The sequence below is a fragment of the Azospirillum humicireducens genome (genome assembly GCF_001639105.2).
GTDB lineage: Bacteria > Pseudomonadota > Alphaproteobacteria > Azospirillales > Azospirillaceae > Azospirillum > Azospirillum humicireducens.
On sequence record NZ_CP015285.1, the window covers coordinates 967,871 to 990,099 of the forward strand.

Annotated in this window: 18 protein-coding genes; 8 read left to right on the forward strand and 10 right to left on the reverse strand. The window is 67.8% G+C overall.

Annotation, left to right across the window (positions count from 1 at the left end; all coding sequences use genetic code 11):
• Nucleotides 1–9: 9 nt before the first annotated feature.
• From trpE to A6A40_RS04420, 5 genes are all read right to left on the reverse strand, one after another.
• Nucleotides 10–1,521 (reverse strand): anthranilate synthase component I, encoded by a 1,512-nt coding sequence (gene trpE, locus A6A40_RS04400; protein WP_063634291.1) that lies wholly within the window; start codon nucleotides 1,519–1,521, stop codon nucleotides 10–12.
• Between the two features lie 41 nt (nucleotides 1,522–1,562).
• On the reverse strand, nucleotides 1,563–3,443 hold the full coding sequence (locus tag A6A40_RS04405) for a peptidylprolyl isomerase (protein WP_063634293.1): 1,881 nt from the start codon (nucleotides 3,441–3,443) through the stop codon (nucleotides 1,563–1,565).
• A 196-nt stretch (nucleotides 3,444–3,639) separates the two neighbouring features.
• Complete coding sequence (locus A6A40_RS04410; protein ID WP_063634294.1) at nucleotides 3,640–3,819, reverse strand: CsbD family protein; 180 nt, start codon at nucleotides 3,817–3,819, stop codon at nucleotides 3,640–3,642.
• Nucleotides 3,820–3,924: 105 nt separating this feature from the next.
• A complete protein-coding gene (locus A6A40_RS04415) occupies nucleotides 3,925–4,281 on the reverse strand; it encodes a hypothetical protein (RefSeq protein ID WP_063634296.1) in 357 nt (118 codons plus the stop codon).
• Between the two features lie 22 nt (nucleotides 4,282–4,303).
• On the reverse strand, nucleotides 4,304–4,519 hold the full coding sequence (locus A6A40_RS04420; RefSeq protein ID WP_063634298.1) for a hypothetical protein: 216 nt from the start codon (nucleotides 4,517–4,519) through the stop codon (nucleotides 4,304–4,306).
• 217 nt (nucleotides 4,520–4,736) lie between these two features.
• On the opposite strand from A6A40_RS04420, the gene A6A40_RS04425 reads away from it, so the two are divergent.
• Nucleotides 4,737–5,078: a YnfA family protein gene (locus tag A6A40_RS04425; RefSeq protein WP_063634299.1), complete on the forward strand. Its 342-nt coding sequence runs from the start codon at nucleotides 4,737–4,739 to the stop codon at nucleotides 5,076–5,078.
• Here A6A40_RS04425 and A6A40_RS04430 read toward each other — a convergent pair.
• Nucleotides 5,050–5,295, reverse strand: a complete 246-nt coding sequence (locus tag A6A40_RS04430; RefSeq protein WP_063634301.1) for a hypothetical protein — start codon at nucleotides 5,293–5,295, stop codon at nucleotides 5,050–5,052. The two genes, A6A40_RS04425 and A6A40_RS04430, sit on opposite strands and share 29 nt — an antisense overlap.
• Nucleotides 5,296–5,874: 579 nt before the next feature.
• Between A6A40_RS04430 and A6A40_RS04435 the strand changes: the two genes are divergently transcribed.
• From A6A40_RS04435 to A6A40_RS04445, 3 genes are all read left to right on the forward strand, one after another.
• Nucleotides 5,875–8,064: a bifunctional diguanylate cyclase/phosphodiesterase gene (locus A6A40_RS04435; RefSeq protein ID WP_063634303.1), complete on the forward strand. Its 2,190-nt coding sequence runs from the start codon at nucleotides 5,875–5,877 to the stop codon at nucleotides 8,062–8,064.
• Between the two features lie 79 nt (nucleotides 8,065–8,143).
• Nucleotides 8,144–9,166, forward strand: a complete 1,023-nt coding sequence (locus A6A40_RS04440) for a Fe(3+) ABC transporter substrate-binding protein (protein WP_063634305.1) — start codon at nucleotides 8,144–8,146, stop codon at nucleotides 9,164–9,166.
• Nucleotides 9,167–9,168: 2 nt separating this feature from the next.
• The gene (locus A6A40_RS04445) at nucleotides 9,169–10,257 is read left to right on the forward strand and encodes an ABC transporter ATP-binding protein (RefSeq protein ID WP_063634307.1); all 1,089 of its coding nucleotides are present in this window, start codon (nucleotides 9,169–9,171) and stop codon (nucleotides 10,255–10,257) included.
• 180 nt (nucleotides 10,258–10,437) lie between these two features.
• Here A6A40_RS04445 and A6A40_RS04450 read toward each other — a convergent pair whose 3' ends face one another.
• On the reverse strand, nucleotides 10,438–12,225 hold the full coding sequence (locus A6A40_RS04450) for an ABC transporter ATP-binding protein (RefSeq protein WP_082860724.1): 1,788 nt from the start codon (nucleotides 12,223–12,225) through the stop codon (nucleotides 10,438–10,440).
• 174 nt (nucleotides 12,226–12,399) lie between these two features.
• Between A6A40_RS04450 and A6A40_RS04455 the strand changes: the two genes are divergently transcribed.
• The gene (locus tag A6A40_RS04455) at nucleotides 12,400–13,416 is read left to right on the forward strand and encodes a patatin-like phospholipase family protein (protein ID WP_063634309.1); all 1,017 of its coding nucleotides are present in this window, start codon (nucleotides 12,400–12,402) and stop codon (nucleotides 13,414–13,416) included.
• A 21-nt stretch (nucleotides 13,417–13,437) separates the two neighbouring features.
• Here A6A40_RS04455 and A6A40_RS04460 read toward each other — a convergent pair whose 3' ends face one another.
• Complete coding sequence (locus A6A40_RS04460; RefSeq protein ID WP_063634311.1) at nucleotides 13,438–13,620, reverse strand: hypothetical protein; 183 nt, start codon at nucleotides 13,618–13,620, stop codon at nucleotides 13,438–13,440.
• A 163-nt stretch (nucleotides 13,621–13,783) separates the two neighbouring features.
• On the opposite strand from A6A40_RS04460, the gene A6A40_RS04465 reads away from it, so the two are divergent.
• Both A6A40_RS04465 and A6A40_RS04470 read left to right on the forward strand, forming a co-directional pair.
• The gene (locus A6A40_RS04465; protein ID WP_063634313.1) at nucleotides 13,784–14,284 is read left to right on the forward strand and encodes an RT0821/Lpp0805 family surface protein; all 501 of its coding nucleotides are present in this window, start codon (nucleotides 13,784–13,786) and stop codon (nucleotides 14,282–14,284) included.
• A 119-nt stretch (nucleotides 14,285–14,403) separates the two neighbouring features.
• Nucleotides 14,404–16,299, forward strand: coding sequence for a potassium/proton antiporter (locus A6A40_RS04470; protein WP_063634315.1), 1,896 nt, complete (start codon nucleotides 14,404–14,406; stop codon nucleotides 16,297–16,299).
• A gap of 7 nt (nucleotides 16,300–16,306) precedes the next feature.
• On the opposite strand, the gene A6A40_RS04475 is transcribed toward A6A40_RS04470, so the two are convergent.
• Nucleotides 16,307–17,980 (reverse strand): ABC transporter permease, encoded by a 1,674-nt coding sequence (locus A6A40_RS04475; protein ID WP_063634317.1) that lies wholly within the window; start codon nucleotides 17,978–17,980, stop codon nucleotides 16,307–16,309.
• 179 nt (nucleotides 17,981–18,159) lie between these two features.
• Nucleotides 18,160–19,986: a translational GTPase TypA gene (gene typA / locus A6A40_RS04480; RefSeq protein WP_063634319.1), complete on the reverse strand. Its 1,827-nt coding sequence runs from the start codon at nucleotides 19,984–19,986 to the stop codon at nucleotides 18,160–18,162.
• Nucleotides 19,987–20,234: 248 nt separating this feature from the next.
• Here typA and A6A40_RS04485 point away from each other — a divergent pair, with 248 nt between their 5' ends.
• A complete protein-coding gene (locus A6A40_RS04485) occupies nucleotides 20,235–22,208 on the forward strand; it encodes an autotransporter assembly complex protein TamA (RefSeq protein ID WP_082860853.1) in 1,974 nt (657 codons plus the stop codon).
• Nucleotides 22,209–22,229 lie beyond the last annotated feature (21 nt).

Sequence of the window (22,229 nt, forward strand, 5' to 3'; positions counted from 1 at the left end):
CGGAGACGTTTACCCGCGCGCGGTCGTGCGCAGCGTCTCTTCCGCGGCGCGGATCAGGGCCATCGACTTGTTGACGGTCTCCTGATACTCGGCCTCGGGATCGCTGTCGGCGACCACACCGCCGCCGGCCTGGACATACATCATGCCGTCCTTCAGCACGGCGGTGCGCAGCGCGATGCAGGTATCCATGGCTCCGGATGCGCCGAAATAGCCGACGCAGCCGGCATAGACGCCGCGGCGGGCCTTTTCCAGCTCGTCGATGATCTCCATGGCGCGGACCTTGGGCGCGCCGGACACCGTGCCGGCGGGGAAGCCGGCGACCAGCGCGTCGAGGGCGTCGAACTTCGGATCCAGTTCGCCTTCGACGTTGGAGACGATGTGCATGACGTGGCTGTAGAGTTCCACGACCATCTTGGCCGTCACCTTGACGGTTCCGACCTTCGCCACCCGGCCCACGTCATTGCGGCCGAGGTCGAGCAGCATGAGATGCTCGGCCAACTCCTTCGGATCGCTCAGCAGGTCGGCGGCCAGCGCCTCGTCCTCCGCCGTCGTGGCCCCACGCTTGCGGGTGCCGGCGATGGGACGGACGGTGACCTTGCCGTCGCGCACCCGCACCAGGATCTCCGGGCTGGAGCCGACGACGGTGAGGTCGCCGAAGTCGCAGTGGAACAGGAAGGGCGACGGGTTCAGGCGGCGCAGCGTGCGGTACAGCGACAGCGGCGACGGCTTGAAGGGGAAGCGGATGCGCTGGGACGGCACGACCTGGAAGATGTCGCCGGCGCGTATGTACTCTTTAGCCCTCTCCACGATCGCGTGATACTCCTCGCGCGTCGTGTTGGAGGTCCAGGCCAGCGGCAGGCCGTTCTCGGTCCGCGGTTCGCGCCGGTAGGGCAGGGGACGTTCCAGGTCGGCCAACGCATCGGTCAGCCGTTCCCGCGCGTCGGCGTAGGCCGTGGCGGCATCCTTTCCCGCCTTCGGCCAGACCGGCGTCACCAGCGTGATCGAATCGGTGTGGCTGTCGAAGATGGCGACGATGCTGGGCCGGGTCAGGATGGCGTCGGGGATGTTCAGCTCGTCCGGATTGTTGTCCGGCAGCCGTTCCATCAGCCGCACCATGTCGTAGGTCATGTAGCCGAACAGCCCGGCGGCCATCGGCGGCAGTTCCTCCGGCAGTGGAATCCGGCTTTCGTTGATCAGCGCGCGCAGTGCCTCGAGCGGTGCGGACTCCAGCGGCTGGAAGGCGTCGCGGTCATGCAGGGCATCGCGGTTGATTTCCGCCCTGTTGTCCCGCGACCGCCACACCACGTCCGGCTTGAAGCCGATCACCGAATAGCGGTCGCGCCGCGATCCGGCCCCGCGCTCCGCCGATTCCAGCAGGAAGCCGAAGGGACGCCCGTCCGCCAGCTTCATATAGGCGGAGACCGGTGTTTCCAGGTCGCTGACCAGCGTTGTCCACACCACCTGCGGCCGACCGGCGGCGTAGACGGCGTCGAAGCTGGCGATATCGGGCTGGACCTTCACGGCACGAGACCTCTTGCTAGGCTGTCGGCTAAGCCGGAGCCTCAGTTGCTGGCGAAGAACTGGTCGATGCGCTGGCGATAAATCCTGACCGGATATTTGTCGCGCAGCGCGTTGGTGAACTCCGCCACCAGATCGTTCTCCAGGCCCTGCTCGACCGAAGCACGGACCGGCGTCAGATCGGCATCGGCAGCCTTCGGATCGGCCGGAATGACCTCTTTCAGGCGGGCGATGACCTGGGCGTCGGCGGTGGTGCCGCTGACCACCTCGTTCGGCTTGGCGCCGAACAGCTTGGCGACCATGTCGCCCGGCAGTCCCTGGACCGACTGGGCGTCGCGGGTGAAGGGCGCCGTCATGGCGAAGCTGGCGCCGGCCTGGGTGGCGATGTCCTGGGCCGCGGCCTCCGCACCCTGCTTCAGGCGGGCGGCGATCTCCTCCGCCTTTTTGGCGGCACGCTCGGCGCGCTGGTCCTGCTGCCAGTCGGCGATGACCTGATCGCGGACGTCGGCCAGCGGACGGACCGTGGCGGGGATCACGCTGTCGACGCGGACGGCGGTGAAGACGCTGCCCTCGCCTTCGGTCAGGTTGGAGGTGGCGCCGGTCTTCAATTGGAACGCGGCGGGCAGCATCGCCTTCAGGCCGGACAGGTCCGGAGCGGCGTCCTTGCCGTCCGGCGCCTTGCCGGTGCTGTCGATGGCGGCGACCTTGGTCAATGCCAGCCCCTGGGCCTGCGCCACCTCGTCCAGCGACGCACCGCTGGCGAGCTGGTCCTCGACCCGGTTGGCAATGGAGAAGACCGAATCGAGCGCCTGCTCCTTCCTCATGTCGTTCGCCAGCTGGTCACGCACATCCTCGAAGCTGCGGGTGGTCGCCGGGGTCACGCCGGTGACGGCCATGACATGCCAGCCGAGCGAGCTCCTGACCGGATCGGAGGTCTTGCCCGCTTCCAGCGCGAAGGCGGCGTCGCCGATTTCCGGCAGGTCGGTGCGGGCGATGTTGTCGAGCGTCACCGGCTCCTGGCCGGCATCCTTGGCGGCTTCGGCCAGTCCCTTGGCCTTGGCGGATTCGGCGATCTGCTTCGCCTTCGCCTCGTCATCGATCACCAGCATCTGCACGGTGCGCTTTTCCGGCGCACCGAACTCACTCGCCCGTTCCTCATATGCTTTGCGCAGTTCGGACTCGTCGATCTTGATGTCCTTGGCCAGCGCGTCGGGCGACAGGCGGGCGACGGTCAGCGAGCGGTATTCCGGGGCGGTGAAGCGGACCTGATGGTCTTCATAGGCCTGCTTGATCGCCGCGTCGTCTGGCACCCCGACATCGCCGATGGCGGCGTTGGGCAGGGTCACGACCTCCGCCACGCGCTTCTCGCCGCGGAAGCGGTAGAGATCCTGCACCAGCGGCTGCGGCGGTGTCATGCCGGCGGCGACTGCGCCGGCGACCAGTTGCCGCGCCGTCTCGCGCTGGATCATCGCGACATAGGCATCCTCGGTCAGCTGGGCGTTGCGCAGCGCCGAACGGAAGATGTTGGGATCGAACTGGCCCTGCTGGTTGCGGAAGGCCGGCTCGTCGGCGATGCGCAGCCGGATCACCTCAGGGCCGACGGAAATGCCCATGTCGGTCGCGGCGAGGTCGAACAGCGTGCGCTGGATCAGCGATTGCAGCGACTGTTCCAGAAGACCGAAGCGCTTGGCCTGCTCGGTGGTCAGGGTGCCGCCCAGCATCGGGCGCAGCCGTTCCATCTGCCGGCGGAATTCCTGGTCCAGCGTCTGCTGCCCGATCTCCACCTTGCCGACTTCGGCGACGGTGGTGGGGGTGGAGGCACGGAACACGTCGCCGATGCCCCAAACGCCGAAGCTGAGGATCAACAGCACGAACAGGATCTTGACGACCCAGGAGCCGGCGAAATTGCGGATGAACTGGAGCATGGGACCCGAATCTAAGCGCGTCGTTCGGCCATCCGGCCGGGGCGGCGCATCATAGATAGGGGCGGGTGGGGCGGCAACAGCCCATTTCCGTGAGCTTCATTTCCGGCAAGCCGATGTGCGGAGAGCCTTTTCGACGACAAAGCCCCGGCGCCGCATCCAATGCGGCGCCGGGGCTTTTCCTGAAGCGGCCCGAGGCTTACTTCAGAGCGTCGCGGGCTGCATCCTTCGCGCCGCCGATCGTGTTCTGAACCTTGCCGGCGGCCTTGTCGGCCTGACCCTCGGTCTCCGTCTTCTTGTCGCCGGTCAGCTTGCCGGCGGCTTCCTTGATCGAGCCCTTGACGGAGCGGGCGGCGCCCTCGATGCGGTCCTTGTCCATGGCGGCAACCTCCTTGTGTGTTGGTTATGCATGGACAACAGGCCCGAAGGAAAAAGGCTCCGTTAAAAATAATACACCATAGGCAAATCCGGACGCGGCCGACCGTCAGGCCCGGCGGGGGCCGTCGATACCGCGGCCGGCCGACCGGTCCGATGCGGAGGCACCGACAGGAGCCGGGCCGGCGCTGCGACGCCGCAGCGTGGCCAGCGTCAGCGCGTGATGGCTGATCCGGTTGCGGAACTCTCCGTCCACACGGCTGAAGGCGCTGTAGGCCAGTTGCACCGCCGCCGGCGACCGGGTCCGCCGTGCCTCCTGCAGCGCATCGCGCAGCGTGCGCAGTTCAAGGATGCCCGGCACGAACGCCATCTCCACCGCTTCAGCCAGGATTTCGATCGAGCAGAGCACGGCTTCGTCGTCGAGCGCGCCTGCGTCGAGCGGGCGCTTAGCGGTCGGGGGGCTCATCGGCATGCTTTCGTCACGGCGCTCAGGACCCGAGCAGGTCGAGAACCGCGTTCAGGCAACGGTGACGGGTTGTGCAATCGTCACAGCAGCCGGTGGCCTGGAGGTGCTGAGGGCAGTGTCGGCGGCGCAGCGCCTCCAATCCCTGCCGCAGGGCCTGCTTCTTGGCGTCCGAGATCACATCGGTGGCCCGGATGGTTTCCAAGGCGTCCTGCATGGGATTGGATGCGTCCAAGAACATTTCGCTATGCCTCCAGTCTCGGAAAATTTATGCCGTGCCCATGGCCAAGTCCATGAACGGGCTGAAATATTGACGGTGCAAATTGAAACGAGCTGTGGCGCAATGTGCCGCGGCGCAACGATTTGGCTTGTCCGGGTGGATACCCTGGCGGTTGACGGCGACGCGGGCGCCCTGCAGCATCGCCGCAATCGGGTGACGGCGGCCAAGTGGGGATTGGATGGAGCGGGCGGTGTGGCCGACGCTGGCCTTGTACGGGGCGGCGGCCCTGGCGGAGATCGCCGGCTGCTTCGCCTTCTGGGCCTGGGCGCGGCTGGGGCGCGGGCTGTGGTGGACGCTGCCGGGAATTGCCAGCCTGTGCCTGTTCGCCTGGCTGCTGACGCGGGCGGAGGCCGATTTCGCCGGCCGCGCCTACGCGGCCTACGGCGGAGTCTACATTGCCGCGTCGCTGCTGTGGCTGTGGCTGGTTGAAGGCGCGCGGCCGGACCGCTGGGATGCGGCCGGCGGGCTGGTCTGTTTGGCCGGGGCGGCGATCATCCTCGCTGGTCCCCGCGCGGGCTGAGGGATGCCGGAACCGGCCGGTTGACCGACCGCCGCAGGGCAGGGCCGTTCACCAGGACCAGACGCCCGCCATCGACCCGCAGATAGGCCCCGACGCCCACCCTGCCGCGCAGGATGTCGTCGTTGAGCATGATCTGCGCTTCCGCCAGGGACAGCGGAGCGCCCTGGTAGTATGCACGGCCGTCGGCGTGTCGGATCTGGCTGAATGCGTTGCTCATGTCGCGGTGCTCCCTATCCATTTCTTGAGCGGCGGACCGCCGGCTTTCCCGATGCGCGACGGCAGCCACTGCCGAAGCCGGTATCGGAGGAACGCCAGGAGGGGCCGGTTTATTCCTCCATCGACTGCAGGCGGATCGAATGTCGCTGGCGAGGCGGGTTCCGCAGCCGGTCGCTACGGCATGCCGTTACCCGCGAACATCCTGCGGGGACCACTGCTGCGGGTCCAGATGCCAGTGTGCGATGCCACTGAATTGTCGCAGGCCACACGCGCAAAAGCTGTGGCGGTGCGTCGGGTGGCGGTCGATTATTCCCGGAAACGGCATTGCGCATTGAACCATGTCAATCGCGCATCCGACATCAACCGCTAGAGTGCCGACGCATCACGCTCCGGCGGCCATGCGAATCATCGGTATGCCGCAGCCCGGCCAAATGTTGGAAAAGTTGCCGTTAGGGGTCATAATACCTCCGTTGGGTGTTCAATTGAGAGTATGGTTTGCCTCATCCTGTTTCGACAGGGCGGCGGACAGTGACCAGCAGAGAAGACGGATCGCTTCGTGAATCTACAACCGGCGGATCAGATGAACGGCTCCGAAGTCAGCTGTCCCGGCGGCGATGCTTCCGTCCGGGAAGGCCGTGCCGCCACCCTGCCTCGAGATCCGGCCTTTCTGGCTTCGCTGGCCTCCAGCCTGCTGGCCGCCAGTCCGTCCGACGGTGGCGGGGGGGGGCTGGTCTATGTGGACCGCGACCTTGTGTTCCGCCATGCCGACCCGAGCTTCGCCGCCGTCCTGGACCGCAAACCGGAGGATCTCGTCGGCCACCCCCTGGCCGGCTTCGAACATCCTGCGATCGCAGCGCTGGGGACGGCCATCGCGACGGTCGGCCGATCGCCGTCCTGCTGTGCGGCGCCGTTCGATTGCCTGACGGCCGGCCGTGACGGCCGACGCTCGATTCTCAGCGGCAGCGTGCTGGCCCATCGCGACGCCGGAGGGGAGGCGGTTGGGTATCTCGGCCTGTTCCAGCGGACGGGCGATCCCGACCGCATCGCGGAGTTCGTGACCTGTCGCGATGCCTTCATCGGCACACTGCTCGATGCCGCGGTCGACGGCATCATCGTGTCCGACCGCAGCGGCATCATCCGCTCCATCAATCGCGCCTGCTGCCAGCTGTTCGGCTATGAGGAGGGCGAACTGGTCGGGCGGAACATGACCATCCTGATGCCGCCTCCCTTCTCGCGCGACCACAACCGCTACATCGACAGCTACATGAAGACGGACCGGGCCAGGATCATCGGCATCGGTCGCGACACGCTGGGTCAGCGCAAGGACGGCACCGTGTTTCCCATCCATCTCAGCGTCGGCCAGGCGCGGCTGGGGGAGGAGGTGACGTTCGTCGGCATCATCCGCGACATTTCGGACCGTCTGGCGGCCGAACAGCGCGCCACCTATCTGGCGCGGCACGACCCGCTGACCGGCGTCCTCACCCGCACCGCTTTCCTGGAGGATTGCGAGGCGCTGTTCGCCGAGCACGGCACCGCGGAAGGGGAGGCGGCGGGCGCGGAGCTGTTCGCGCTTTTCTCGCTCGACGTCGATCAGTTCAGCGACGTGAACGAGGCCTTCGGCTTCCATGTCGGCGATGCGGCGCTGAAGGCCATGGTCAGCCGGGTGATGGAGGTTCTGCCCCCCAACACCATCATTTGCCGCATCGCCGCCGATGAATTCGCGGCGCTGTCGCGGGTTGCCGATGGCGAGCATGCGCGCACGCTGGCCGGGGTCCTGCATGACCGGCTGACCGCCTCCATCTATGCCGACCGCCATTGGGTGCGGCTCCGGCTGTCGGTCGGGGCGGCTGTGCAGGACGAGTCGGTCAGCACGCTGGAGGATCTGAACGCCAAGGCGAAGCTGGCCCTGCAGGCGGTGCAGCACAATGGCGGCAACGCCGTTTGCTTTTACACCCCGGAAATGGCGGCGGCGGCGACGCGGCGGATGTTGCTGACCATGCATCTCACCCACGCCATCGAACGCAACGAACTGCATCTGGTCTATCAGCCCATCGTGGACGGCCACGGCCGTGTCCGGTCGGCGGAGGCGCTGCTGCGCTGGACCCACCATGCGTTGGGGCCGGTCCCGCCGGGGGAGTTCATTCCGGTGGCGGAGGAAAGCGGGCTGATCGTCCCCATCACCGATTGGGTGCTGGCCTCCGCCGTCGCCCAGATGTCGCGGTGGGAGGAGGAGGGCGTGCTGCCCGACCGCGTGTTCCTGAACATTTCCGGCCAGCAGTTCCTGCGCGGCAACCTGACGCTGCGGTTGGAGGAGTTGTTGGGCCGGCATCCGTCGTTGCGCAGCCATCTGGGGCTTGAGATCACCGAGCAGGCGGCGGTGCGCGACCTGAAGGTGGCGGTGCGCACCCTGGGGGAACTTGCCGATCTCGGCATCCAGGCGGCAATCGACGATTTCGGCTCCGGCTATTCCTCGCTCAGCTATGTGCAGCAGTTGCCGGTGGCGAAGCTGAAGATCGACCGCGCCTTCGTCATCGACGTTCCGGACAATCCGAAGAACAACGCGCTGGTCCGCGCCGCCGTCGGCATGGCGCACGGCTTGGGACTGACCACCGTCGCCGAGGGGGTGGAGACGGTGGAGCAGCGCGATTTCCTGGTGTCGGTCGGCTGCGACCTGATGCAAGGCTATTATTTCGGCCGGCCGATGGCGCCGGAGGCGCTGGCCGATCTGCTGCGGATGCAGGCCGCTCAGGCCGCATCCACCTTCGGGTAAATCCTGGCTCGACAGTCTGTGTTGCGAATGATATCCATTCTAAGAATCTTGAGAGTCATTCGCAGTTCGGGAGTGTAGAATGTTCGTCGACAAGTTTGCTGGGATCGCTTTTGCCGTCGGTGCCTTGACCGCCTTCTCCGTCCAGGCCCAGGAAGTGAATGTCTACAACTCGCGACATTATAATACCGACCGCGTCATCTATGAAACCTTCACGAAGTCGACCGGCATCAAGGTCAACATCATCGAAGGCAATCACGACGAACTGATCCAGCGCATGAAGTCTGAGGGCGCCAGCAGCCCTGCCGACCTGTTCATCACGGTGGACGCCAGCCGTCTGGCCTCCGCGGCGAAGGAAGGGCTGCTCGCCCCGGTCGCCTCGCCGACGCTCGACGCCATCAAGGTCCCGGCCAATCTGCGCGACCCGAACGGCGCCTGGTGGGGTCTGTCCAGCCGTGCCCGTATCGTCGTCTACGCCCGCGACCGGGTGAAGCCGGACCAGATCAAGAACTACGAGGATCTGGCAAAGCCGGAGTGGAAGGGCCGCGTCCTGACCCGCAGCGGCACCCATCCCTACAGCCTGGCCCTGACCGCCTCGATGATCGAAGCTCAGGGTGAAGAGAAGACGGAAGCCTGGGTGAAGGGTCTGGTCGCCAACCTTGCCCGTCCGCCGCAGGGCGGCGACACCGACCAGATCAAGGCGGTCGCCGTGGGCGAGGGCGATGTCGCCATCGCCAACACCTATTATGTCGGCAAGCTGATCACCTCGGCCAAGCAGGAGGACCGCGAGGTCGCCTCCAAGATCGGCGTGATCTTCCCCAACCAGGACAATCGCGGCACCCATGTGAACCTCAGCGGCGCCGGCGTGGTGAAGACCTCCAAGAACCAGGAGAGCGCCCGCAAGCTGCTGGAATATCTGCTGAGCCCCGAGGCGCAGCGGCTGTTCGCCGACGGCAACATGGAGTATCCGGTGAACCCGGCGGTCCAGCCGCATCCGGAGCTGGTGAAGCTCGGCACCTTCAAGGCCGCCGACGTCAACGCCGCCGCCTTCGCCGCCTACACCCCGCAGGCGCTGCGCATCATGGACCGTGCCGGCTGGAAGTAACAATGACCGACGCCCCGTTCACCGTGAATTCGTCCGCCCCCTCTCAATCGTCCGTCGTCCTTACGGGCATCACCCACCGCTACGGGCCGCTGACCGCCGTCGACGGCGTGTCGCTGTCGGTCGCCCCGCGGGAGGTGGTCTGCATCGTCGGCCCGTCGGGCTGCGGCAAATCGACTTTGCTGCGGCTCATCAGCGGATTGGAGACGGTCCAGGCCGGCACGATCACGGTGGACGGGGTGCCGCTCGCCACCGCCGACCGTTCCCTGCCGCCCGAACGGCGGCCGGTCGGCATGATGTTCCAGGATTTCGCGCTGTTCCCGCACCTGACGGTGGCGGGCAACATCGCCTTCGGCCAGACCGACCGTCCGCGCGCCGAGCGCAAGCGCCGGGTGGCCGAACTGCTCGAGACCATGGCGCTGACCCGCTACGCCGACGCCTACCCGCACACGCTGTCGGGCGGCCAGCAGCAGCGGGTGGCGCTTGCCCGCGCCATGGCGCGCGACCCCAAGGTCCTTCTGCTGGACGAACCCTTCTCCGCCCTCGACGAACAGCTTCGCCGTTCGGTTCGGGAAGAGGTGGTGCGGATCATCCGCGCCAGCGGCATCGCCACCATCGTCGTCACCCACGACCCGGAAGAAGCGATGGAGATGGGCAACCGTGTGGTGGTGATGGAGGCCGGCCGGATCGTCCAGGCCGACACGCCGGTGAACCTCTACCAGCGCCCGGCCAACAGCTTCGTCGCCCGCCTGTTCGGCGAGGTCAACCGCTTCCAGTCGACGGTTCGCGACGGCCAGATCGTCACGCCGCTCGGCCGGATCATGGCGCCGCACCTGCCAGGCGGGACCAGGGTGGAGGTTGCCTGCCGGGTGGAGGACCTGGAGCTGGTGCCGCTGGGCGCCCGTTCGGACGCGGTGCCGGTGCGCGTCCGCCATTCCAGCTTCCTGGGACCGGCGACGCGTGTCTGCCTGGATTTGCCGGGCGGCGCCTCCGAGGTCCACGCCCGCCTGCCGGGCCATGTCGACGTCCAAGCCGGCCAGGAGTTGTCGGCTGCGATGGCGGCCGAACGGGTGATGGTGTTTCCGGCGGAGTGAGGGAGTTGTCGGGGCCATTGCCCCCTCCCTAACCCTCCCCCTCCCTCGGCCGGCCGAAGGCCGGTCCGATCGAGGGAGAGGGGACTGCCGCCTCTCCTTTGCCAAACCTCACCAAGCGTTCTACCCCCTCCACCGCCAAGGGCGGGGGAGGGATGGGGAGGGGGCAATCGGTGAGAACACTCAAGCCCCCGCCCGAACCTCATCCTCGCCGAACTGCAGCCGGCACAGCCGGGCATAGGCGCCGTCGGCGGCCAGCAGCGCCTCGTGGGTGCCCTGTTCGATGATGCTGCCGCCTTCCATCACCACGATGCGGTCGGCATTGCGCACGGTCGCCAGCCGGTGGGCGATCACCAGGGTGGTGCGGCCCGCCGTCAGCCGTTCCAGCGCCGCCTGCACCAGACGCTCCGATTCGCTGTCCAGTGCGCTGGTCGCTTCGTCCAGCAGCAGGATCGGCGCGTCCTTCAGGAAGGCGCGGGCCAGCGCCAGCCGCTGGCGCTCGCCGCCCGACAGCTTCACGCCGCGGTCGCCGATCACCGTGTCGTAGCCCTCCGGCAGCTTCGAGACGAAATCATGGGCGGCGGCGGCCTTGGCGGCGGCGACGATCTCCTCCATCCCGGCATCCAGCCGACCGAAGCCGATGTTGGCCCGCACCGTGTCGTTGAACAGAACCGTGTCCTGGCTGACGATGGACACCGCGCCGCGCAGGCTGCGCAGGGTGGCGCCGCGCACGTCCTGGCCGTCGACCAGCACCTCGCCCCCCGTCACGTCGTAAAGGCGTGGAATCAGGTTGAAGACTGTGGATTTGCCGGCACCGCTGCGCCCGACCAGCGCCACCGTGCTGCCGGCCGGAACGTCGAGATCGATGCCCTTCAGCGTGTCGCCGCCCTCCTCGTAGGAGAAGCGGACGCCGCGCAGGGCGACCGCACCGTCGGTCACGGCCAGCGGCTTGGCGTCCGGCCGCTCCAGGATGGTCGGCTGCTGGTCCAGCAGTTCGAAGATGCGCTGGGCGGCGGCCAGCCCCTCCTGCAGGGCGGCGTTCAGCGTGCCGATGGCGCGCACCGGCTGGGCCGCCATCAGCAGCGCGCCGACAAAGCCGGAGAAGGCGCCGACCGAACCCTCGCCCATCGTCATGCGGTAGCCGGCAAAGGCGATCACGCCCGCCACCGCGACGCCGCCCAGCATTTCCATCATCGGGTCGATGCGCGAGCGGGCGCGCACCGCCTTCATCGTCAGCCGGTAATTGTCGTGGAAGGCACGGCCGGCGCGGGTGCGCTCATAGTCTTCCAGATTGTAGGTCTTGACCATGCGCGCGCCCGACAGGCTTTCGGTCAGCAGCGAGGTCATGTCGCCCATCTGGGCCTGGGTGTCGCGCGAGACGCGGCGCAGGCGCTTGCCGATTTGGACGATGGGCACGGCGGCGATGGGATAGATGATGAAGACGATCAGCGACAGGAACCAGTCGAGATAGAACATCGACCCGACCAGCGCGATCACCGTCAGGATGTCGCGCACCAGTCCGGTCAGCGTGCGCGACAGCGCGTTGCGGATCAGATCCACGTCGTTGATGAAGCGCGACGTCAGGGATCCGGTCGGCGTGGCATGGAGCTGGGCCATGTCGGCGGTCTGCAGATGGGCGAACATGGACAGGCGGATGTCGGCGATGACGCGCTGGACGATGTCGCTGGTCACCACGGTCTGCGAGTAGAGCGACACGCCCTTGATCACAGTCACGGCGACGATTGCCAGGGGAATCGCCAGCAGCATGCCGCGGTCCTGGGCGGAGAACATGGCATAGGACTGGTCGATCAGCAGCGGATAGGCGCCGGTCGTGGCCGCCACCACCGCCATCAGCAGGAAGGACAGCATCAGCTTGCCGCGATAGGGCCGCACCCACTCGCGCCACATCCGCGCCACCAGCCGTTCGGTCGCCGCATCCAGGCGCAGGGGCTTGCCGCTCTTGTTCGTCACGGTCGAATCCGATCTCTTGTCCGTTGCGGATGGCTTAGCCCATGGGCTTCGGCTTTGTCCACCGGTCGGCGTGCCGGTCGGGCTCCGGATACAGGCTTCCTTTACCGCTTTCGTGCCAGATTGCGGATGATCGGCATGGCGGACATCCGTGCTGCTGGCAAAAGGGGAAAACCCATGGTGAACGGGAACGGTCCGAGTGGAAACGGCGCCAACGGTCATGACGGCAACGCGCGGCGTCCGCGCATCGGCCTTGCGCTCGGCGGCGGGGTTGCGCGGGGGTGGGCGCATATCGGTGTGCTGCGGGCGCTGAAGCGGTATGGAATCGAGACGGACATCGTCTGCGGCGCCTCGGTGGGGGCGCTGGTCGGCGGCATCCATCTGGCGGGAAAGCTCGACGCTCTGGAAGAGTGGGTGCGCGACCTGACCCGGCTGAAGATCGTCGGTTATCTCGACCTTCGGCTGCGCCAGGGCGGCGGGCTGATCAGCGGTGATCGGCTTTTGGCGGAGCTTCGCCTGCATCTGGGCGATCAGCGGATCGAGGAACTGCCCTGTCCCTATGCCGCCATCACCACCGATCTGGTGACCGGACACGAGGTCTGGCTGCAGCGCGGCGAACTGGTCGATGCGATGCGGGCGTCCTTCTCGCTGCCGGGGGTGTTTCCGCCGGTGCTGATCGATGGGCGCTGGATGATCGACGGCGCGCTGGTCAATCCGGTGCCGGTATCGGCTTGCCGGGCGCTGGGGGCGCAGATGGTGATCGCGGTCAATCTGGCCGGCGATATCCTGGGCAAGGCGCGCAAGCCCGGCGCCAGTGTGCCGACCGCCGCCGGATTCGACCTGCTGCGGCTGGTGGATGGAGAGATGCCGGAGCGCACGCAAAGCGGGATCGGCGCTCTGGCCCGGCGCATCTTCCGCCGGGATTATGAAGGGCCGAGCCTGTTCGGCGTCATGGTGTCGTCGCTGGGTATCGTCACCGACCGCATCACCCGGTCACGCCTGGCCGGCGATCCGCCGGACGTCCACATCGTGCCGCGGCTGGGCCATATCGGCCTGACCGAGTTCGACCGGGCGGACGACTGTATCCGCGAGGGCGAGGCGGCGGTGGAGCGCGTCCTGCCGGAACTGCAGGACGCGCTCGCCGTCTTCGCGACCGGCCCGCGGGAAGCGGTACGCGAGCCGGTGCGGGGATAGCTCCGGGTGGGGAGCGGCGCTTTAATGGTCGATGGCCGTGCCGAGCGCCGCACCGCCCAGGCCGCCGATCACGGCGCCGCGGGTGCCGTCCACCGCGTAACCGCCGGCCGCGCCGGCCGCACCGCCGACGACGCCGCCAGTCGAGCAGGCGGTGAGGGAAAGAAGCGCGAACACCGCACCGATCAGACGCAAACGGGACATCATGCAACCCTCCTCGTGTTGACTGTTCGATGTCTAAACACGCCGAATCGCATTTTGCTTCCATCGCCCCCTGATCTTTTGGTCCTGACTCTTTCGAAGGGAACCTCTTAACCCCACGAGCGTTGACCGGACTTTGATCGTGCAACGTTGACACGGGGGAACGACCATGCGGCGCATCACCAACCGCCTGCGCGCAACCGCCATCGCCGCCACCGCGGCCCTGTCGCTGGCCGCCTGCCAGACCGGCAACAGCGGCGGCATCGGCGGGATGAACACCTCGGAGACCGTCGGAACCCTGGGCGGCGCCGTCGCCGGCGGCCTGCTCGGCTCGCGTTTCGGCGGCGGGGCGGGCAAACTGGCGACGACGGCCATCGGCACGCTGCTCGGCGCCTATGCCGGCCAGCAGTTGGCGCGCCAGTTCACGCCGGCCGACCAGAACCGGGCGTCGGACGCGGAGGAGCGTGCGGTCGCCAACAACCAGACCATCACCTGGAACAACCCGCAATCGGGCAACAGCGGCACGATCCAGCCGGTGCGCACCTATCAGGGCAACAGTGGCCAGACCTGCCGCGACTACAACCATACCGTGGTGATCGAGGGCCGGACCGAGGTCGCGCGCGGCACCGCCTGCCGACAAGCTGACGGAAGCTGGAAGCTGGTATCGTAAGCGTACAGCCTATCCGAATGACCGCCTCCAACTCCTACGCCTTGCGGATGTGCGGGGATGCCGTCAAAATCAACGGGTTCCGCCACAGGGCGGCCTGATGCCAACGGCGTGTGGGGCTTATGGAGGCGGTCAGCTACATCATTCTTATCGGGTCCACGCTGCTGATCGTCAGCGTGCTGACCAGCTACCTCGCCTTGCGCATCGGCGCCCCGCTGCTTCTGATCTTCCTCGGCATCGGCCTGCTGGCGGGGGAGGACGGCATCGGCCGGATCGCCTTCAACGATGCCGGTTCCGCCTTCCTGATCGGGTCGATGGCGCTGGCGGTGATCCTGTTCGAAAGCGGCTTCGACACCAAGCTGGCCAGCTACAAGGCCGCGGCCTGGCCGGCGATGACCCTGGCAACGGTCGGCGTCGCCGTCACCACCGGCGTCGTCGGCGTGGCTGCCCACTACCTGATGTCTCTCGGCTGGTGGGAGGCCCTGCTGGTCGGCGCCGCCTGCAGTTCCACCGACGCGGCGGCGGTCTTTTTCCTGTTGCGCGTCGGCGGCATCACGCTGCGCGACCGGGTCCGCTCGACGCTGGAGATCGAATCGGGCAGCAACGATCCGGTCGCCATCATGCTGACCATCCTGCTGGTGGAGGCGGCGACCCATGGTCTGGCGTCGCCCGTGGCCATCGTCAGCGAACTGGTGCTGGCCTTCGCGCTGGGTGGGGTGATGGGGCTGGCCGGCGGCTGGCTGCTGGTGGCCTTCATCAACAAGGCGAATTTCGAGACCGGGCTGAACCCGGTGGTGACGCTGACCTTTGCCCTGTTCATCTTCGCCGCCACCAACGTGATGGGCGGCAGCGGCTATCTCGCCGTCTATGCCGCCGGGCTCTATGCCGGAAACGTCAAGCTGCGCGGCGCGCTGGAACTGCGGCGCTTCCATTCCGGCCTGACCTGGCTCAGCCAGATCGTCATGTTCGTCATGCTGGGCCTGCTCGCCACCCCGCGGCAGTTCGCGGACATGCTGTTGCCGGCGCTCGGCGTCGCGCTGGTGCTGATCGTCGTCGCCCGGCCGCTGGCGGTGTGGATGTGCCTGCTGCCCTTCCGCTTCTCGGTCCGCGAGACCAGCTTCATCGCCTGGGTCGGCTTGCGCGGCGCCGTCTCGCTGCTGCTGGCGCTGGTTCCGGTCCTTGGCGGGCTGGAGAACGGGCAGCTGATCTTCAACACCGCCTTCGTCGTCGTGGTCGTCTCGCTGCTGGTGCAGGGCTGGACCATCGGCAGCATGGCCCGTGTGCTGGAGCTGATCGTTCCACCCCGGCGCGGACCGGTGGAGCGTGTGGAACTCGAGCTTCCCGGCAATGCCGACCAGGAACTGGTGGCCTACACCGTCCATGGCAAGAGCCCGGCGGCGCGGGGGCAGCGCATGCCGCGCTGGGCCAAGCCGTCGCTGGTCATCCGCGCCGGAGCGGTGGTGCCGCTGCACAAGGCCAAGCCGCTGCAGCCCGGCGACCATGTCTATCTGTTCACGCCGCAGCACCGGCTGCCGCTGATCGACAAGCTCTATGGCGGCAGCCGCGCGCTCGACCAGTCCGACCGCGAGTTCTACGGCGATCTGGTGCTGAGCCCCGACGCGACGGTGGAGCAGATCGCCGAGATGTACGGCCTGCCGCTGTCGCTGTCCAACGCCCGGCTGACCTTGAGCGACCTGCTGCGCAACGAGTTCGGCGGCTCCTGCGAGTTGGGCGACCGGGTGCGCATGGGCGGGGTCGAGCTGATCGTGCGCGACATGGACGAGGACATCATCACGTCGGTCGGTCTGGCGCTGGAGCCGGTGCGCGTCACCAGCCGGCGCCGGCCGCTCTACCAGCGCGTCACCGTCCTGGGCGGCCGGCTGCGCGGCTGGTGGAACGAGCATGCCTTCCGGCGCTGGAAGGAGCGCGAGAGGCTGCGGGCCCGGCGTCCGACGGCGCCTCCGCTTGTGGTGGAGCCGCCGTGCGAGGAGAGGATGGAAAGCCGCAACGGGGCGTGAGCCGCGGCTATCCGCGATGGCCGGGGCGCGACGAGGCGATGGTGCGGCTCAGATAGATGACCGGGGCAAGCCCGACCAGCACGATCACCAGGGCGGGCAGGGCGGCGTCGTCCAGCCGCTCGGTCGAGGCCATGCGGAAGGCCTCGATCGCCAGCGTGTCGAAGTTGAAGGGCCGCAGGATCATCGTCGCCGGCAGCTCCTTGGTGATGTCGACGAACACCAGCATGGCGGCGCTGAGAAGGCTGGGGCGCAGCAGCGGCAGATGGACCCGGCGCAGCACCTGCAGCGGCGTATGGCCGAGCGAGCGAGCCGCCCCTTCCAGATTCGGGCCGATCTTGGCGAAGCCGGATTCGAGCGGCCCATAGGCCACCACGAAGAAGCGGATCAGGTAGCCGTAGAGAATGCCGGCGATGGTGGCGCCGAGAAGCGCACCGACCGGCCAGCCGGTCCAGTCGCGGGTCAGACCGACGGTGATGAGGATGCCGACGGCGATCACCGTGCCCGGCGTGGCATAGCCGAGCGAGGCGAGCCGGGCCGCTCCGGTGGCAAGTCCGCTGCGGTCGTGACGCACGCCATGGATCACCAACAGCGCCACCACGACGACCAGCGCGGCGCCGCTGGCGCCGAGGATGAAGGTGTTGACCGTCAGGTCGGTGAAGCGGGCGAGCGTCAGTTCGGTGCCGCCGCGCAGGATCATGCGGATCAGCACGGCGCCGGGCAGCAGGAAGCCGAACAGCACCGGTGTCAGGCAGACGATCCAGGCGACCAAGGTGCCGCGGGCCGACAGGCGCGGGGCGGGCAGGGCGCGATAGCGGCCGGTGGTCTGGTGGAAGCGCATCCGCCCGCGCGACAGCCGTTCCAGCCCGACCAGCGCCAGCACCACCAGCAGCAGGACGGCGGCCAGCTGCGCCGCCGCCGCCGGGTCGCCCAGCGCGAACCAGGTGCGGTAGATGCCGACGGTGAAGGTGTCGATGCCGAAATAGCGGACCGCGCCGAAATCGGCCAGCGTCTCCATCAGGGCATAGCCGACGCCGGCCACCAGCGCAGGCCGCGCCAGTGGCAGCGCCACGCGGCGGAAGGCGCCGAACTGGGTGCAGCCCAGCGTGCGGCTGGCCTCCAGAACGCAGACAGACTGCTCGAGGAAGGCGGCACGGGTCAGCACATAGACGTAAGGGTACAGCACCGACGACAGCACCAGCCCGGCGCCCCAGGCGGTGTGGATGTCCGGAAACCAATAGTCGCTGCGGCGCCAGCCGAAACTGGCGCGCAGGAAGGACTGCAGCGGCCCCGCGAACTGTAGGAAGTCGGTGTAGGTGTAGGCCAGCACATAGGCCGGCATGGCCAGCGGCAGCAGCAGAAGCCATTGCAGCACCCCGCGCCCGCGGAAGTCGTGCATGGTGACGGTCCAGGCGCAGGCGACGCCGGTCACCAGCGTGACCACGCCGACGATGCCCAGCAGGATCAGGGTGTTGAGGATGTAGCCGGGAAGCACCGTCCGCGCCATGTGCCCCCACAGGTCGGTGGAGACGCCGGCGGCCTGGACGAAGACGGCGAGGATCGGCACGGCGATCAACAGTGCGAGGATCAGGGCGAACAGCCCGGTCGGGCCGATCCGCGACCACAGCCGGCGAGGAGAGAGGGATGGGGAGCCGGGGGACTTCGCGTCGGTCGCCATCGCCATGCGGGGGTGTCCTCGCGGGTGGTGTCAGTTAACAAGCGTTTGCCCCCACCCCGACCCTCCCCCGCTGGGCGGGGGAGGGAGTCTGTCGCGGGGCGGCGGAGTTCCCTCCCCTGCGAAGCGGGGGAGGGTTAGGGAGGGGGCAACCGATGCCAGTACTCTACGCTAAACGCCAACCCCGATCAGCTGGCTTCGGCGGCGCGCGAGTGGCGCTTGCGCTCGTTCGGGTCGAGGTAGCGCTTGCGCAGGCGGATGGACTTGGGCGTCACCTCCACCAGCTCGTCGTCGGAGATGTAGGACAGCGCCTTTTCCAGGGTCATCTGGATCGGCGGGGTCAGGCGAACCGCCTCGTCCTTGCTGGTGGTGCGGATGTTCGTCAGCTGCTTGCCCTTGATGACATTGACCTCGAGATCGTTGCCGCGGGTGTGCTCGCCGATGATCATGCCCTGATAGACCGGAACGCCCGGATCGATCAGCATCGGGCCGCGATCCTCCAGGTTCCACAGCGCATAGGCGACCGCGGTGCCGTCGCTGTTGGAGATCAGAACGCCGGTGCGCCGAGCCGCGATGGCCCCCTTGAACGGGGCGTAGCCGTGGAACAGGCGGTTCATGATGCCGGTGCCGCGGGTGTCGGTCAGGAACTCGCCCTGGTAGCCGATCAGGCCGCGCGACGGGGCGTGGAAGACGATGCGGGTCTTGTTGCCGCCGCTGGGGCGCATCTCGATCAGGTCGGCCTTGCGCTCGGCCATCTTCTGGACGACGGTGCCGGAGAACTCCTCGTCGACGTCGACGACGACTTCCTCGATCGGCTCCAGGCGCTGACCGTTCAGCGGATCGGTCTTGAACAGCACGCGCGGGCGGCTGATCGCCAGCTCATAGCCCTCGCGGCGCATGGTCTCGATCAGGATGCCCAGCTGCAGCTCGCCGCGGCCGGCCACCTCGAAGGCGTCGCCGCCCTCGGTGTCGGTGACGCGGAGCGCCACATTGCCCTCGGCCTCACGCATCAGGCGGTCACGGATCATGCGGCTGGTGACCTTGTCGCCTTCGCGGCCGGCCAGCGGGCTGTCGTTGACCGAGAAGGTCATGGCCAGGGTCGGCGGGTCGATCGGCTGGGCGGCCAGCGGCTCGCCCACTTCCGGCGCGCAGATGGTGTCGGCCACGGTGGTGTTGGTCAGGCCGGCCAGCGCGACGATGTCGCCGGCATGGGCCTCGTCGACCGGAACGCGCTCCAGGCCGCGGAAGGCCAGAACCTTGCTGATGCGGGCGTTCTCGACCAGCTTGCCGTCGCGGCTCAGCGACTTGACGGTCATGTTGACCTTGACCGAACCGGTCAGGATGCGGCCGGTCAGGATGCGGCCCAGGTACGGGTTCGCTTCCAGCGTGGTCGCCAGCATGCTGAAGGGCAGGTTTTCCTCGACCTTCGGGGCCGGGACATGGTCGCGGATCAGCTCGAACAGCGGGGTCAGCGTCTCGCGGGCGCCGTTCTCCAGGTCCGTGGTCGCCCAGCCGTTGCGGCCCGAGGCGAACAGGGTCGGGAAGTCCAGCTGCTCGTTCGAGGCGTCGAGCGAGGCGAACAGGTCGAACACCTCGTCATGCACCTCGTGCGGACGGCCGTCGGGACGGTCCACCTTGTTGATGACGACGATCGGGCGCAGGCCGAGCTTCAGGGCCTTGCCCAGCACGAACTTGGTCTGCGGCAGCGGGCCTTCGGCCGCGTCGCAGAGCAGCACGACGCCGTCGACCATGGAGAGGATGCGCTCGACCTCGCCGCCGAAATCGGCGTGGCCCGGCGTGTCGACGATGTTGATGCGCAGGTCGTTCCACAGGACCGACGTGCACTTGGCCAGGATGGTGATGCCGCGCTCGCGCTCCAGGTCGTTGGAGTCCATGGCGCGTTCGGCGACCTGCTGGTTCTCGCGGAACGAGCCGGCCTGCTTGAGAAGTTGATCGACCAGCGTGGTCTTGCCGTGGTCGACGTGGGCGATGATGGCGACGTTACGGAGATTCATGGAGCCTTCGGTCTCGCAAGGGCACCCCCGACACGCAGCAGCGTCATGCCACAAACAACAAAAAGGCCCAACGAACATTAATCCGTGGGCGCTGTCGGGGAAACTGTTGCGGCGCAATATATGGATCCGCAGGAAAAACGCAAGCGCCGTGCCCTTTGGCCTAACGCGAATTTCCGGGATGGAGCCATGCGTGGTCGCAGCCTACATTGTGGGCGATGATCCGCTTCGCTTCCGCTTCCCGCCGCAGAATGGCCGCCGCAACCCGGATTGCAGCCGCGCCCTTCAAGGCCCCCATCGCCGCTCCGCTGGTCGCCGCCCTGCTGCTGCTCGGGCCGTCGGGCTCGGGCCGCGCCCAGAATTCGCCGGTCGACGGCGTTCCCGGCGCCCAGCCCGGCTCCGACGCTCCGGCAGAGGAGCCGGCAGAGGAGGAAGTCAGGCCGTCCGGCGTCCGCTATGACGTCGAGATCACCGGTGTCGAGGATGACGGCCTGCGCGGCACGCTCAACGACGCCTCGACGCTGGTGGAGCTGAAGGGCGACGCGCCGCCCTCGCTGATCGGGCTGGAACGGCGGGCGGACAGCGACCGCGACCGCCTGCAGACCGCGCTGCGTTCCGCCGGCTACTATGACGCTCGGCTGGACATCCGCATCGAGGATCCGGCGGCCACCGGCACCCTGCCGGCGGGTGGGGAAGCGCCTCCGGTCAAGGTGACGGTCGCGGTGACACCGGGTCCGCTCTACCACATCAAGACGGTGACGGTGCGCGGCACCAACGGGACGACCCTGCCGGGGGAGCTGGCGACCGAGGAACTCGGTCTCGCCGCCGGAATGCCGGCGGTGGCGCAGGGGGTGCTGGATGCCGAAACGGCGCTGGTCGGCCGGCTCGCCAAGCGCGGCTACGCCTTCGCCAAGGCATCCGACCGGGAGGTCGTCGTCGACCATTCCGACCGGACGATGGATGTCGCCTACACCCTCAATCCAGGTCCGCTGACCCGCTATGGCGCCACCCGGATCGAAGGGCTGGAGAAGGTCGACGAGGATCTGGTGCGCGGACGGCTGGCCTGGACGGAGGGGCAGGTCTACGATCCCGGCGCCACCGACCGGGCGCGCCAGGACATCGCCGCGTTGCAGGTCTTCGACACCGTGCGCGTGCGCATGGCGGACGAGCCGGGGCCGGACGGCGTCACGCCGGTGATCGTCACGGTGGGCGAGCGCAAGCGCCGCTTCATCGGCGGCGGCCTCACCTTCTCGACCGAGGACGGGCTGGGCACCAACGCCTATTGGGGACACCGCAACCTGTTCGGCGGGGCGGAGCAGCTGCGTGTCGGGGTCGATGTGGGCCGGGTCGCCGGGTCCTCCGGCGGCAGTTCCAGCACCGGCAACGACCTGCCGGACCTGCGCTTCAGCGTCAATTTCCGCAAGCCGGACTTCCTGGCGGTGAAGCAATCGCTGGTGGTCAATTTCGCCGTGGTCAACGACCAGCCGCCGGCCTACAGCCGTGTCGCCTCGGAACTGACGGTCAAGCTCGAACGGCCGCTGACCGAGCAGCTGACCGTCAGCTACGGCGTGACCAGCGAGCGCGGTCGGGTGCGGACGAAGGACACCACCTATCAGACCGCCTTCATCGGCGTGCCGCTGGGTGCCGCCTGGAACGGCACCGACAATCTGCTGAACCCGACCTCCGGCCAGCGGGCCTCCCTGCAGGTGACGCCGTGGTTCCCGGTGGGCGGCGATACCAAGTCGCCCTTCACCTCCGTGCGGCTCAACGGCTCCACCTATTACGATCTCGGCAATGACGGGCGCTATGTCGCCGCGGCCAGGGTCGGGCTGGGCAGCATCCTGGGAACCTCGCTGACCGACATCCCGCCCGACCACCGTTTCTTTGCCGGCGGCGGCGGGTCGGTGCGCGGCTACGGTTTCCAGAAGGCGGGGCCGCGCGACCGCTATGACGATCCCGTCGGCGGCCGGTCGCTGTTCGAGATCGGGGCGGAGCTGCGCATCAAGGTGACGGAGAGCATCGGTGTCGTCCCCTTCGTCGATGCCGGTACGGTCTATGATTCGGCCTATCCCGATTTCAGCGAGCCGCTGCGCGTCGGCGCCGGCGTCGGCCTGCGCTACTACACCGACTTCGGTCCCCTGCGCGTGGATGTCGGCGTCCCCCTCAACCCGGCGAGCGGCGATGCGCGCTGGCAGCTGTATCTCAGCCTGGGACAGGCGTTCTGATGGCGCAAAATCGTCCCGATC

Bases quoted from the DNA above. Each gene is read 5' to 3' on its own strand.
- A6A40_RS04440 (WP_063634305.1), top strand. From the start codon at position 8,144: ATGTTCGTCGACAAGTTTGCTGGGATCGCTTTTGCCGTCGGTGCCTTG.
- A6A40_RS04405 (WP_063634293.1), bottom strand. From the start codon at position 3,443: ATGCTCCAGTTCATCCGCAATTTCGCCGGCTCCTGGGTCGTCAAGATC.
- A6A40_RS04460 (WP_063634311.1), bottom strand. From the start codon at position 13,620: ATGATGTCCCGTTTGCGTCTGATCGGTGCGGTGTTCGCGCTTCTTTCC.
- A6A40_RS04430 (WP_063634301.1), bottom strand. From the start codon at position 5,295: ATGAGCAACGCATTCAGCCAGATCCGACACGCCGACGGCCGTGCATAC.
- A6A40_RS04410 (WP_063634294.1), bottom strand. From the start codon at position 3,819: ATGGACAAGGACCGCATCGAGGGCGCCGCCCGCTCCGTCAAGGGCTCG.
- A6A40_RS04415 (WP_063634296.1), bottom strand. From the start codon at position 4,281: ATGAGCCCCCCGACCGCTAAGCGCCCGCTCGACGCAGGCGCGCTCGAC.
- A6A40_RS04425 (WP_063634299.1), top strand. From the start codon at position 4,737: ATGGAGCGGGCGGTGTGGCCGACGCTGGCCTTGTACGGGGCGGCGGCC.
- typA (WP_063634319.1), bottom strand. From the start codon at position 19,986: ATGAATCTCCGTAACGTCGCCATCATCGCCCACGTCGACCACGGCAAG.
- A6A40_RS04465 (WP_063634313.1), top strand. From the start codon at position 13,784: ATGCGGCGCATCACCAACCGCCTGCGCGCAACCGCCATCGCCGCCACC.
- A6A40_RS04455 (WP_063634309.1), top strand. From the start codon at position 12,400: ATGGTGAACGGGAACGGTCCGAGTGGAAACGGCGCCAACGGTCATGAC.
- A6A40_RS04485 (WP_082860853.1), top strand. From the start codon at position 20,235: ATGGCCGCCGCAACCCGGATTGCAGCCGCGCCCTTCAAGGCCCCCATC.
- A6A40_RS04445 (WP_063634307.1), top strand. From the start codon at position 9,169: ATGACCGACGCCCCGTTCACCGTGAATTCGTCCGCCCCCTCTCAATCG.
- A6A40_RS04475 (WP_063634317.1), bottom strand. From the start codon at position 17,980: ATGGCGATGGCGACCGACGCGAAGTCCCCCGGCTCCCCATCCCTCTCT.
- A6A40_RS04435 (WP_063634303.1), top strand. From the start codon at position 5,875: ATGAACGGCTCCGAAGTCAGCTGTCCCGGCGGCGATGCTTCCGTCCGG.
- A6A40_RS04420 (WP_063634298.1), bottom strand. From the start codon at position 4,519: ATGTTCTTGGACGCATCCAATCCCATGCAGGACGCCTTGGAAACCATC.
- A6A40_RS04470 (WP_063634315.1), top strand. From the start codon at position 14,404: ATGGAGGCGGTCAGCTACATCATTCTTATCGGGTCCACGCTGCTGATC.